Origin of the sequence: Staphylococcus haemolyticus, assembly GCF_006094395.1 — a bacterium.
Taxonomy (GTDB): Bacteria; Bacillota; Bacilli; order Staphylococcales; family Staphylococcaceae; genus Staphylococcus; species Staphylococcus haemolyticus.
This window is the reverse complement of record NZ_CP035291.1, coordinates 78,120-91,615: the sequence shown is the minus strand read 5'-3', so window position 1 is coordinate 91,615 and position 13,496 is coordinate 78,120. Positions and strand designations below refer to the sequence as shown.

Genomic DNA, 13,496 nt, shown 5'->3' with positions numbered 1-13,496 from the left:
TCTTTTTATAAATCGTAATAATTACGCTTTATATTTTACATTTAATTATTTAATTGTCAATCGAGCCACGGTTCATTAAATACAGTAATATCAATAATTAAAGCCCACTTTAGACCTTACTTTCGGAAACAAATTTATACTATTACCACATTTTAATTGACTATCTCGACTTGACACACACTGTTTTCGGTGTTTATTATAAAATAAATTAGGTTAACCTAAACTTTTAATTAGGAGGTAATTGATTGATAGACATTAGCAACATGAATTTGCATTTAAATCATAAACATGTTCTTAAAGATATTACTTTGAAGATTCCAATTTCAGGAGAAATTATTGGCATTATGGGGCCCAACGGTGCTGGTAAATCCTCTTTATTAAAAAGTTTAATTGGATCGTTTAACGCGAGTGGCGAGATGAATTTATATGGCAAATCCATACATAAACAATTGCAATATATTACATATATTCCTCAAAAAGCACAATTAGATTTGGACTTTCCAATCAATGTTGAAAAAGTCATCTTGTCTGGTTGTTACCAAACCATCGGCTGGTTCAAACGCGTCGATCACGCGTCAAAAATGAAGTTTCATAAATTATTAAGAGATTTGGATCTAGAATCATTACAATACAAACAAATTTCTGAGCTTAGTGGTGGGCAGCTACAACGTGTACTTGTGGCAAGAGCTTTGATGTCTGATAGTACCATCTATCTATTGGACGAACCATTTGTTGGCATCGACTTTAATAGTGAACAACTCATTATGGAAAAGCTTCAACATTTAAAAAATCAGGGCAAACTTATTCTCATTGTGCATCATGATTTGTCGAAAGCTGAACAATATTTTGATCGAATTCTTTTACTTAATCGTACAGTTAGATTTTTCGGTCCTAGCCATCAAGCGATGCAGCCACAAAATTTAAATCGGACATTTCTATTTAATGTGACTTCTACTCTAAAAGAAGGGAGTGACATATCTAATGACTGATTTCATTCAACATTTATTCGATTATCAATTCTTAAATCGAGCTTTAATTACATCTATTGTCGTAGGTATTGTGTGTGGAACTGTAGGAAGTTTGATTATCCTCCGTGGATTGTCGTTAATGGGAGATGCGATGAGTCATGCTGTTTTACCTGGTGTGGCATTGTCATTCTTATTCAATATTCCAATGTTCGTCGGTGCATTAGTCACTGGCATGATTGCAAGTTTATTAATTGGCTACATTTCAAATAATAGTAAAACGAAACCTGATGCAGCCATTGGTATTAGTTTCACTGCGTTTCTCGCAACGGGTGTCATCATTATTAGTCTGATAAATAGCACGACAGATTTACATCATATTTTATTTGGAAATTTACTAGCGATTACACGACAAACATTTTGGACAACCATCATTATTGGCGTCATTGTGATACTACTCATTGTCATACTTTATCGTCCATTAATGATTTCAACGTTTGATGCGACATTCAGTCGTGTAAGCGGATTGAATACAACAATGATTCATTATTTTGTAATGCTGTTACTCGCCTTAGTAACCGTCGCGAGTATTCAAACTGTCGGCATTATCTTAGTCGTTGCATTACTTGTTACACCGGCGTCGACTGCCTTTTTAATCACAAAGAATCTATATTCAATGATGATCGTAGCAAGTTTAATAGGCATTGTAAGTTCTATCATAGGATTATACTTTAGCTTTATTTACAATCTACCGAGTGGTGCAACGATTGTTATTGCAACATTTAGTATTTATATCTTGACTCTTCTCTTTTCAAAAATAAAAACAAAGTATAGAGGTGTACAAACAACATGAAAAAATTTATTCCATTACTGATTGCATTAATCTTAGTACTAGCAGCTTGTGGTTCAAATTCAAGTGAGCAACACTCTAAAGGTCATGGCAAATTGAAGGTCGTAACAACTAATTCTATTATTTATGACATGGTCAAACAGGTTGGTGGAGACAAGGTTGACGTTCATAGCATTGTGCCTGTCGGACAAGACCCGCATGAATATGAAGTTAAACCGAAAGACATTAAACAACTTACTGACGCAGATTTGATTTTTTACAATGGTTTCAATTTAGAATCTGGTAACGGTTGGTTTAAAAAAGCTTTAGAACAAGCAGGCAAATCTAAGGATGATAAGTCAGTCTTCGCGGTGTCTAAAGGTGTTAAACCAATTTATTTAAACGGAGAAACTGGTAATAAAGATAAGATCGATCCACATGCATGGTTAAGTCTGGATAATGGTATTCAATACGTTAAGAATATTCAAGAACAACTCGTAAAAGCAGATGCGTCACATAAAGCTGACTATCACAAACAAGGTGATGCCTATCTTGCTCAACTTGAAAAGTTAAACAAAAACAGTAAAGATAAATTTAATGATATTCCGAAAGAAGAACGTGCCATGATTACAAGTGAGGGTGCTTTCAAATACTTCTCAAAAGCCTTCGATATTAAACCAGGTTATATTTGGGAGATTAATACTGAAAAACAAGGTACACCATCACAAATGAAACAAGCAATCCAATTTGTTAAAGATAATCACATTAAACATTTATTAGTTGAAACAAGTGTAGATAAAAAATCTATGAACAGCTTGTCTGAGGAAACAGGTAAAAGTATCTATGGAGAAGTCTTTACGGATTCAATCGGAGAAAAAGGATCGAAAGGAGATTCATATTATAAAATGATGAAGCATAATATTAAAACAATCCATGGCAGCATGGAATAGAATGTAGTCATTCATGTAGTAAGTCCATGGAAATCATCCTCCTATTAAAATAGCCAGTAAATGAGTTTTAACAACTTCATTTACTGGCTTCTTTAGTTTCAATAGTTCTAAAATAGTTCTCTAAAGTCGATCTTAGATAGATAACCCACTCACTTAAGTTGCTTCACGTTCCTGGGATGCCGTCTCTATAGCACTTAGGTTCATTACTTGATGATCTTAATAAAATCTTTATTTGCTGTTAAGAATAGGCCTTCTTGTGTTACTAAGCGAGGTGTTGAGTTGTTCGTATAAATGATGTCTCTAATAGTTAATACATCACCTTTTTTAAGTTTACGTACTGTATTGTCTTTAAAATCACGTGAATCATAGAGTTTACATGCTTTTACAACTTTAACTTTCTTAGGCACCTCAGTAATATACTTGTTTAATCCCGATGTGTTGATTAAGGTAATAAAATCTTTATTCGCTGTGATTATACTACCATCATCTAATACCAGTCGAGGTGTGCCTTTCGATGTATATTGAATATCTGACGCTTCAACTCTAGTACCCGCTTCTAGACTACCTACTTCTTCTTTAAATGATACATCTTTGTATATTTTAATTTTTTTCAATGTCATCATTGGATTCGTTATTCTCTTGAAATATTCACTTTTACGGTTTGTTACTTGTTGTGCTTTGTTCTCATTCTTTTTATGCACAAATTCAACTTTGAAATTTTGGCGTTTCATTTTAAATACATCATTGAAACTTGGATATGAAGCATACACCAATGAGCGTCCTGACTCACCATAATTCACATTAAAATTAATATTGATATCTTTATTTAACTTTTCAAATTCCTCATGTGGAACATAAATTCTATCGTCGCTATATTTATACGTCACTTCATATTCATTCGCCGCATTGTTGATTTCTACTAAACTTACTGATTGGATGTTTATATCGTCTGGTTTCATGACACGAATGACTTCGTATTTGTTTTCTCCCATCATTTGCGTGCCTTCGTAAACTGGGTAGCAATCAACAACAGTAGGTTTAATCATGTCATATTGATGAACGAAATCTCTAAAGACAATGTCATCTTGAATAATATAGCGCCATTGGTCATTAACAACATCCTTTGTAAAATTAACAAATACCGATTCATCTGCATGATGATATAACGTGTAGATTTGCTTGAATACTGGATTCGTAATCAATGTATTGATATCAATGCCTTGCTCTTTTATTTTTCGTTCAACTTTTTCAATTACTGCATAAAATTTCTCTTTATCTGCAGATTTAATAAATGTCTTCGTACGAAGGAATCTCGAAATAAAGTCTACTTCAACCATTCTAGCTAAAGCCATATGCTTAAGTTCCGAAGACATATCCATATGACAAGTTCTATCTAGAACCTCTAAATTTGAGTTTGCTTTATCTAACATTGATGTTTGCTGTACCAATGATTTATTTTCATCGTAACGATTTACGTGATACATAGGTATTGTGGACATTGTGATATCGTCCACTTTTCCAAATAGCTGAAAGAAAAACAACTTATCCTCGCCATATTTCATATGTTCAAATTCAATATGATGATCCATGACTAGACTTCGTTTAAATACCTTTCCTGGTGGTCCGACTGCTCTAAAAATCTTACTAATATCTTGTGGTTTTAAATGTGATGCTTCCTTATAAGAAGTAAACCTAGCATGATACTTCACGTTTTTTGACTTATGTTTAAAACTTTGTCCAAAACCAAGGTCGGCATCATCTTTATTCACTTTCTCAATCACTTGAGGGAATCCTTCCTTATCTAACCAATCATCTGCATCAAGTAACGTAATATATTTACCTTGTGCCTCTCTCATTCCAATGTTTCTTGGTTCAGAAGGACTACCTGTATTTTCAGGTAATTGAATTAATTTTATAAAGTCATAGTCCTTTTCATAATGCTTGATAATGTTAACCGACTCATCAGTTGAACAATCATCTACAAATATCGCTTCAATATTATTCTTGTCCATCTTTAAGTCAATTAAAGACTCTATGCACTTTTCTAAAAACTGCTCCTTATTGTAAACAGATACAATAATTGAAACTAGTTTAGCCATACTTCTCCCACCTTTTAATCCACTAAATTTTGTTTATAACTTTGATAATACGTTTCATACTTCATTTTCCCTATACCGCCAACAATATACTTACCAAATTTACTTAAATTCATTACATAAGAGATACATATTGAGAATGTCATTGTTAATGTAAACGTAAATAGGATGTTTAACAGCGGATGATCGTGCAGCGCTCCTAATCTATGCACAAAGAAGTAATGAATTAAATAAATTGAAAATGAATAATTACTAATGAAAATAATAAATCTTGGAACGTATTTGAAATAAGATGCGATTAAAAAGAATAATAAAATAACCATTGTTACATAAATAGGTGTATCAAAACGTTTAGAGTCGACTAAAGTCAAAATTCCAAATAAATAATTGCAAACCACAAAAATGGTAACAATTACCGTTCCGCTCACAATATGGATTGTGTATTTTTGAATATGGTTCATTAGTTTCTCATAATGATAACCCATATAGAAACCTAATAGGAAGTAACTCAACCATCCAATAAATATCATCCAGCCTTCTCTTTGCCACAACCAATTAAAATAAATTGATTCTGGTGCGGGTATGAAGTTTCTCATAGCCCAGAATAAAGTGGTAATTATTAATGAGTAGATAACTAATTTGATTGGATTAAGTTTGACCAAATGTTTAGCAAATATTATATGTAGTAAATAGAACTGAAAAATAATTACAATAAAATAAGTTAATGTCCCACCATGGAACATCATAAATACAACAGAATCCATATAATCCTCAAAATTTTTAGGATGTCCATACACATACGCAAGTCCTAAATTAATGATGATATATGGAATGCCTAACGTTAGTAGCTTTTGCTTAAAGAATCCATCTTTCACTTTCGTTTTATACTGCTTAGCTAACAAGAACTCTGAAATAAAAACAAACATTGGTGTCGCGTATAGCAATAACAATTGAAAAATTCTTAACAAGTAGCCTTCATTCGGCATGTCGAATTTATAAAAAGTCGTTGTTATTGTATGTATCATTACAACACTTAAACACGCGATTGTCCTCATCCAAAATATAATCGATGTATAAACTCTCATTTGTATCTCCCTTTTACATACTAAACTAAGATTGCTTTATGTTTGAATTTTTAAAAAATAGCAACCAACTTTCATTGTATAATAGTCATTTATACAACTTCAAAAGAATACAAATGAATTATTTTGATATTTACAAATACGTTATTAAAAAACATGCTAACTCAATAGCATGTTTTAGATAAATTATTATTTATTTTTTAGCTTTGTAACTATGATATATATGCCTATCATCACTAAAATCACTTGGAAAAAGTTACCAATTAACAAGACAATAATGTAAAACGGGATGATAAAAAGTAGTGTCCCTATGAATATAGAGAAAAATAGTGTCACAAAAGACTTGTTTTCAGAAACATTGATTTTCAAATTGTTCTCCAACAACAACCTCATTAAATCATTTATTAGCCACACACATTTCCATATACAATACATAAACACTGCCAGTAAAAATATAGAATAAGGTACTACTACTAACATTTGAATAAACGCAATGATACCGTCCATTAACTATCTCCATTTACATATCAAATTTTTATTACTTTAAAACGTAGATTGAGTATTTATTCGTGCGTTATCTCATTAAAATATGCACATTGCCATGCTTGTGTCTTAGTTGCTGTTTTATTTAATTCAGTTTCCCACGGTGGATACACCCTCAATGCCATTTTCCCTTTAGACTCATCACTTTTCAAAATACCTTTCTTGATCAATATATCCTTAGGAAATATAAACTGGCCTCTCCAATTATCATCAACAATATTCACTATTAATTGATTCTCTAAATCATCCTCAGTAAACGGCACATTCGTATTATTTTCATCTTTTTTCCACATTGCGAAAAAGTAGCCTTTTTTGTTAGGCGTCTTTTGAGCTAACCTACTTTTAAAATGTCCATTTCGAGTTTTTATTTCTACCGCTTCATATTGTTGATTCCATTCTTCTAATACATAGGAAACTTCAGAATTTGAAAATAACAATTTCAACAAATGGTAAGATTGCATCGTTTCAATGGATTTCATAAATATCTCCTTATTTAATTTATAATATCTTAAAAATTTAATTATGATTCATACCATGATTTTTCGTATCCAATACTGTTTTCCAATAATTCTCTCTTTCAATTATTGTATTAGACTTTGTCTTGGTATCAAATATTTCCAAGATAGAATATTGAAAATGATTAATAATATAATCTCTTCCTTTTGCATTTAAAATGGACAGAAATTCTTTATTGCCACCAGTTAAATTATTTAAATGAGCATAATTCGACCATCGTTGCCATATACCATCTGTATTTCCAGATGCTGAACCAATATATAATTGTCCCGTTTCTAAATCGGTAATAACATAAACACCTTTAACGTGACTTAATGCATCTTTCCAACTTGGTTCATTTCTATCTATAATCTGTTGTAATTCTTTATGCTTTAAACACACATGTTGATAACCTTTAAAATGTCCCAACTTAACATTTGGCGCTATTTCATAAACTTCTGGTTGTAATTGTTCTTGTACAGTTGAATAGAGGCGATTATATACATCTCTACCAATCGGTTTCTGTAGTTTGATAATAAGTCTTTTTCGGTATTCTTTATAGTCATCAAGTAATGTTAGTTTATAACCAACTTGATTAAATACTTCTGGTTGTATCTTTTCAACCTTATAAATACCTCCAAACACAAAATATTCCGGACCATATGGATAATACTGAGCCATGGCTATTAAGTAGTCTGCCTTATTAAGATTATTGTTATTTTGTAATGTTTTCCATGCGTTCATAACTATCCAATCTTCACTATCTTCTAATAAAAAGTCCCATGCTCGCTTACTTATATCACCAGCATTCATATTAAATTTAATTTTAGTTTTACTTATATTTGGTGTCTGAATAAAATCTGTTAGTTTAATCATCTTATATCCCTTAACAATTTAGTATTTTTATTATTTTAATACATTATATAATTATTCTACAATTTTCATATTTATATTTAATATCTAGACATTAAAAAGCCTATCAAAGTGTTCATTCCCTGATAGGCTTGATTGAGTTTAGGTTATATCATTAAACTAATAATTCTTTACTTTCAATTTCATGTTTTAACTTTTCAATAAATGCTTGAATATCCATTGTTTCATTATCATCATGTGCATATTTTCTAACTGAAACCGTGTGATGTTGTTGTTCATCGTCTCCTAATACTAATGTATATGGAATTTTATTCATCTGGCTTTCTCTAATTTTTTTGCCAAGCTTTTCATCCCGATCATCTATAGCAACACGGATATTCTCATCTCTTAGTACCTCTGCAACTGTGCGGACGTAATCATCATTATTATCTGATACGCCAATTAAATTCACTTGTACAGGTGCCATCCATAGTGGGAATGCGCCTTTGAAGTGTTCGATTAAAATACCGAAGAAGCGGTCTAGTGAACCGAATACTGCTCTATGCAATACAACTGGTCGTTCTTTTTCATTTTGTTCGTTAATGTAAGTTAATTCAAATTTCTCTGGCATTTGGAAATCTAATTGCACTGTAGCACATTGATGGCTTCGATTTAATGCGTCTTTAATATGCACATCAATCTTAGGACCATAGAAAGCGCCGTCCCCTTCATTAATAGAATAGTCTAATCCAAGGTCATCCAATACATGTGCCAATGATTGTTCCGCTTCATTCCATAAGTCTAAGTCTCCTAAATAATCATCCGGACGTGTTGATAATTCAATACTATATTCAAAGCCGAATACTGAATAAATATAATCAATTAATTTCAGAATTTCCTGCACTTCTGATTTGATTTGAGATTTCATGATAAAGATATGCGCGTCATCTTGGCAGAATGTTCTCACGCGTAGCAAACCATTCAATGCACCACTGAACTCATGACGGTGCACTTGACCAAATTCAGCAATTCGAAGCGGTAAATCTTTATAAGATCTAAGTTCATTTTTGAAAATTAACATATGTCCCGGGCAATTCATTGGTTTCAACGCGTAATCATTTTCATCCACTTTAGTGAAATACATGTTCTCATGATAATGGTCCCAATGTCCTGATTCTTCCCAAAGTCGTTTGTTCATCATTAACGGTGTTCTTACCTCATCATAATCGTGTTTCAATTGAACCTCTCTCAAGAAACTTTCCATTTGATTTCGAATGAATTGACCATTAGATAGATAGAATGGCATACCTGGCGCTTCTTCAGAAAACATGAATAATTTCAACTGTTTACCTAAGCGTCTATGATTGCGCTCTTCCGCTTCCCTTAAAAATTCAAAATAGTCATCAAGTTGATCTTTAGAACGAAATGCTACGCCGTAAATACGTTGCAACATCTTATTATCACTATTACCTCGCCAATAGGCACCTGATACTTTAGTTAATTTAAAATGATTTACAAATTTAGTACTTGGTACGTGTGGCCCTACGCATAAATCAATAAATTCCCCTTGTTGATACAGTGAAAGTTGATCATCTTTATGTTCTTCTGTAAGTTCCAACTTGTAAGGATTATCTTTAAAAATATTTTTAGCTTCTGCATAACTTAAATTTTGTCGTTCAAATTTTAAATTTTCACTATGGATTTTCTTCATTTCTTTTTCAATTTTATTTAAATCTGCTTCACTAATGGATTCATCTAAATCGATATCATAGTAAAAACCATGCTCAATGACAGGACCGATTGTTAATTTTACATCGGGATATAATCGAGTAAGTGCTTGTGCTAAGACGTGGGCGGCAGAATGTCGCATTACATTTAAACCTTCTTGATCTTTAAGTGTGTAAAATGTGAGTTCACAGTCTTCTTGAAGAGGATGGGTCAAATCAACTAAACGGTCATTCATACGACAAACGACTGCTTCCTTATATAAAGATTGGCTAATGGATTTCGCTACATCACTAGCAAGCACTCCAGCTTGATACGCTTTATTACTTCCGTCTGGAAATTGAATATTGATTTGTTGATTAGACATGATACATCTCTCCTTAAACATTTATATAAAATAAAAAACCCGTCCCTACAAGAGGGACAAGTTTGTAACACCCGTGGTTCCACCCAACATTCCATCTCAATCAAGAGATGGCACTTTAGCCATGCATTAACGCGCATGAAACGTTACATGTTTCCATGTAATGTATGAAAAGGTAGTAAACTATATTTTAGATTAGGAATATCTCAGCGTTTATCCCCTCTCTGTGAATCGACAATATAGCTCTTGTCCTTCAATCATGTATTAATTTTTTTATAATCATATACCTATCATAATTGTTAGTCAAATATGCATCAGAATAATACATTAACTACATTAGTTACCTTTTTGATAGTTTATAACTTTTAAAAATTAAAAAGTCTAGCCAAAGCAATTACACATACTTCAACTAGACATTTATAATTTTAAACCTGATATTTAAAGATATTAGGATTATAGATTTTTAATACTTTTACAAATAAGTAATGGAAAAATAGCGCAGAAATTAATGGAACAATGATGTACACAATAGCAATAATCAATAAGCCACTGGCTGTACCCATTTCCAATAAATTTAACGATTTAATCGGTCCAACAAGACCAATGAGTCCGAAACCTGCTGAATCGGGTGTACCTTTAATATTGAACAACCCTCCAACAAATCCTGACACACCTGCAGTACAAACAATGGGTAGCATCATCATTGGATGACGAATCAGCGTCGGCATCATTAATTTTACTGCTCCAAGTAATACCGTAATCGGAATACCGGGTTTATTTACGCGCCAACTACCGACTGCAAGCATAATTGCACTCGCTGCTACACCAACTGCAGCCGAACCAGCTGCTAAGCCTGAAATGCCAATTGCCAAACCTATCCCAATTGATGATATCGGTGAAACAATTAATATAGAGAAAATCATCGCGATCAATATAGTCATGATAATAGGTTGTGTATTGGTTAACCCATTGATAACATCGCCTAAGCCTAATGTAATCAATTTAGTATATGGCAAGATCAATAGTCCAATTAAGCCCGCCACTGCACCACCAACGATTGGTAACACAATCATATTTAAACTACCTAATTTATGACTAATCAATAAAATGATACCGACTGCAATCGATGCAGTAATCATCGTATTAATTAAATCTCCTATACCAACAATGACCCACTTATTATCTGTGAAAGTAGATGCACCTGATCCTACAAAGGCAGCTGCACCTGTAACGGCGGTTTGTAATTGCGTTAATTTAAATTGTCCTGCAATTAATACACCTGTCAGAATTGGAATCGAATATTGAATTCCTTGTGTTACAAAGGCTACTTTCGTAAATATATCGTTATATTGACTTAAATACTTACTTAACTCTCCTAATATTGCGTTTGGAATCATACCTACTACAATTGCTAAAGCTACACCATTTAATACATTAAATATAAATGTTCTGGGTGTTATCATTTCTCTCTCGCCCATAATCCTTATACCTCAAAAAGCTTTCTCTTTTTCTAAATTTTAATCTTGATTTTAAAGTATTGTAGAAATAATTCAATCACATTATTTAAAACCTTTTAAAAATAAATATGTAACATTCATCATTTGTTCACAACTTCGATATTATATTACATTAACAATTACTAATGTAACCCCATTTTGACCACTATATCATTTTGCATGTAATTTTATAAAATAAATTAGGATGAATATTCATTATAATGTTTATAAATTACACTTTATGTATAGATAATACTAATATCAAATTTAAGGTTGGGATACATATGCGTACTTTTCAAGAGGAAGATAAAATTAAGTTACTAGCAGATATTATTGAAATTCAGTCAGAAAATGAAAACGAAATTGAAGTCTGTCACTATATACAAAACTTATTAGCTCAATACGATATACCTTCTAAAATAATAAAAGTGAGCGAGACAAGAGCGAACTTAGTAGCTGAAATTGGGAGTGGTTCGCCAATATTAGCGATGAGTGGCCATATGGACGTAGTTGATGCCGGGCATCATGAAAAATGGACTTATCCGCCATTTAAACTTACAGAACAGGACGGCAAATTGTACGGACGTGGAACGACGGATATGAAAGGTGCCTTGATGGGCATGGTTATCGCACTCATTGAATTAAAATTGTCTGGAGATTTATCTAAAGGAACAATTCGTTTACTTGCGACAACTGGAGAAGAAAAAGAACAAGAAGGTGCCAAACGATTTGTTAAAGAGGGTTATTTAGATGACATTGATGGCTTAATCATCGGAGAACCTACAGACAACGGGGTATTCTATGCACACAAAGGTTCAATGGCGTGTAAAGTAACTGCCACTGGGATTGCTGCACACAGTTCAATGCCATTTTTAGGGAAGAATGCAGTAGACACATTAGTACAGTTTATCAATCACTTAAATTCAAAATATGATGATATCAAACAGCATGACCTTCAACATGAGTTAGATGTTGCACCAATGGTAAACAAATTTATGAAGGGCACATTAAGCGAAGAAGAGGAGAACTTCGCATCAGGATTTACAATGATGGGTTCTATTATCAAGGGTGGCAAACAATTTAATTCTGTACCCGATGAAGCATCTATTGAATATAATGTAAGACCAGTACCCGAGTATAATAATGACTTTGTTAAAGATTTATTCCAACAAACGATTGATGAAGTAAGTCCTGAAGCATTGTCGTTTGAAGTCGTAAGTGATCATCGTCCCGTCACAAGTGATAAAGATAGTACTTTAATTCAAGTAATTACAGATGTAGCACCTCATTATGTGAGTAAAGAAGACGTCTTTGTCGCAGCATTCATAGGTACTACGGATGCTTCAAGTCTGTTGGGTGATAATCCTAATAATGTAGATCTTGCTATTGTTGGTCCAGGAATTACGATTATGGCCCATCAAGTGGATGAATATATTGAAAAGGACATGTATCTTAAATATATCGATATCTACAAAGACGTTGCAGTGAAGTACTTGGCTGAAAAGTAATTTTTGAATATAAAACGAGACGTAGCACGGACATTCATACCTTAGTTGGTTATAGATGTCTAATGCTACGTCTGTTTAGTTAGTGTATTTATTTGTGGTCCTGGGGTAAGACTAACATGTTAGTGACCGTAGTCTACCTTCCCTATAACGTTCACGTTGTTTTAATACCACCTGCGACGACAACTATGACAGCTTCCCCAATTAGCAAATGATTAACGTAAATCATTCTTTATGTCTGAAAATAAAGTCTCGATGTCTTCAATATCACTGATATTAGGTATGAATATCATCTCTTTCGCATTCCGATACGGCGATACTAATTCATATCCTTCTAGCTTTTCGAGGGAAGAATTTGAGGCTTTAACTAACAATCTATTATCCTACAAACCACCTATCACTTTGCCATCATAGTATACGAGATACTCCCCCATCATACTTCTCGTTTTGATTTTGCTTGAATTAATTTTATTTAAGAATGTTTCATGAAAAATTTTGTCTGTTGCCATTCATCATCTCCCCTTTATTCTATGGATACCCCGTAATTAAATAAATTGAGCAATTTTAGATTAAAATCATAGTTATTTTGATATT

At 32.7% G+C, this 13,496-nt stretch carries 10 protein-coding genes and 1 pseudogene; 4 read left to right on the top strand and 7 right to left on the bottom strand.

All coding sequences use genetic code 11. The features are described 5' to 3' along the window. The first annotated feature begins 245 nt into the window (after positions 1-245). From EQ029_RS00400 to mntC, 3 genes are read left to right on the top strand one after another with little or no spacing between them, the layout of a single operon-like run. On the top strand, positions 246-989 hold the full coding sequence (locus EQ029_RS00400; protein WP_033079596.1) for a metal ABC transporter ATP-binding protein: 744 nt from the start codon (positions 246-248) through the stop codon (positions 987-989). Beyond that, a complete protein-coding gene (locus EQ029_RS00395; RefSeq protein ID WP_049426148.1) occupies positions 982-1,818 on the top strand; it encodes a metal ABC transporter permease in 837 nt (278 codons plus the stop codon). The genes EQ029_RS00400 and EQ029_RS00395 overlap by 8 nt, the downstream gene beginning before the upstream one ends. Further along, on the top strand, positions 1,815-2,744 hold the full coding sequence (gene mntC, locus EQ029_RS00390; RefSeq protein WP_057504676.1) for a manganese ABC transporter substrate-binding lipoprotein MntC: 930 nt from the start codon (positions 1,815-1,817) through the stop codon (positions 2,742-2,744). Before EQ029_RS00395 ends, mntC begins: the two co-directional genes overlap by 4 nt. A 203-nt stretch (positions 2,745-2,947) precedes the next feature. Here the strand turns inward: mntC and EQ029_RS00385 are convergent, their stop codons facing one another. From EQ029_RS00385 to EQ029_RS00355, 6 genes are all read right to left on the bottom strand, one after another. Beyond that, a complete protein-coding gene (locus EQ029_RS00385) occupies positions 2,948-4,843 on the bottom strand; it encodes a DUF5776 domain-containing protein (protein WP_053020431.1) in 1,896 nt (631 codons plus the stop codon). Between the two features lie 14 nt (positions 4,844-4,857). Continuing rightward, positions 4,858-5,925, bottom strand: coding sequence for an acyltransferase family protein (locus EQ029_RS00380; RefSeq protein WP_037558278.1), 1,068 nt, complete (start codon positions 5,923-5,925; stop codon positions 4,858-4,860). A 560-nt stretch (positions 5,926-6,485) separates the two neighbouring features. After that, positions 6,486-6,944 carry a MepB family protein gene (locus EQ029_RS00370; RefSeq protein WP_037558280.1) on the bottom strand — a complete coding sequence of 153 codons (459 nt, stop codon included), beginning with the start codon at positions 6,942-6,944 and terminating at the stop codon, positions 6,486-6,488. 37 nt (positions 6,945-6,981) lie between these two features. Then, positions 6,982-7,836 (bottom strand): GIY-YIG nuclease family protein, encoded by an 855-nt coding sequence (locus tag EQ029_RS00365; RefSeq protein ID WP_037558281.1) that lies wholly within the window; start codon positions 7,834-7,836, stop codon positions 6,982-6,984. A gap of 151 nt (positions 7,837-7,987) precedes the next feature. Next, positions 7,988-9,904: a threonine--tRNA ligase gene (thrS, locus tag EQ029_RS00360; protein ID WP_057504675.1), complete on the bottom strand. Its 1,917-nt coding sequence runs from the start codon at positions 9,902-9,904 to the stop codon at positions 7,988-7,990. Between the two features lie 422 nt (positions 9,905-10,326). Beyond that, entirely contained in the window at positions 10,327-11,379 is a 1,053-nt protein-coding gene (locus tag EQ029_RS00355) for a PTS sugar transporter subunit IIC (RefSeq protein WP_033080090.1), read from the bottom strand. 302 nt (positions 11,380-11,681) lie between these two features. On the opposite strand from EQ029_RS00355, the gene EQ029_RS00350 reads away from it, so the two are divergent. After that, positions 11,682-12,905, top strand: coding sequence for an ArgE/DapE family deacylase (locus EQ029_RS00350; protein WP_016930491.1), 1,224 nt, complete (start codon positions 11,682-11,684; stop codon positions 12,903-12,905). A 212-nt stretch (positions 12,906-13,117) separates the two neighbouring features. Here EQ029_RS00350 and EQ029_RS00345 read toward each other — a convergent pair. Then, positions 13,118-13,411, bottom strand: a pseudogene (locus EQ029_RS00345) (TfoX/Sxy family protein). Positions 13,412-13,496 lie beyond the last annotated feature (85 nt).

Coding starts and splice junctions, on each gene's coding strand:
- EQ029_RS00395 (WP_049426148.1), top strand. CDS start 982: ATGACTGATTTCATTCAACATTTATTCGATTATCAATTCTTAAATCGA.
- mntC (WP_057504676.1), top strand. CDS start 1,815: ATGAAAAAATTTATTCCATTACTGATTGCATTAATCTTAGTACTAGCA.
- EQ029_RS00385 (WP_053020431.1), bottom strand. CDS start 4,843: ATGGCTAAACTAGTTTCAATTATTGTATCTGTTTACAATAAGGAGCAG.
- EQ029_RS00380 (WP_037558278.1), bottom strand. CDS start 5,925: ATGAGAGTTTATACATCGATTATATTTTGGATGAGGACAATCGCGTGT.
- EQ029_RS00370 (WP_037558280.1), bottom strand. CDS start 6,944: ATGAAATCCATTGAAACGATGCAATCTTACCATTTGTTGAAATTGTTA.
- EQ029_RS00365 (WP_037558281.1), bottom strand. CDS start 7,836: ATGATTAAACTAACAGATTTTATTCAGACACCAAATATAAGTAAAACT.
- thrS (WP_057504675.1), bottom strand. CDS start 9,904: ATGTCTAATCAACAAATCAATATTCAATTTCCAGACGGAAGTAATAAA.
- EQ029_RS00355 (WP_033080090.1), bottom strand. CDS start 11,379: ATGGGCGAGAGAGAAATGATAACACCCAGAACATTTATATTTAATGTA.
- EQ029_RS00350 (WP_016930491.1), top strand. CDS start 11,682: ATGCGTACTTTTCAAGAGGAAGATAAAATTAAGTTACTAGCAGATATT.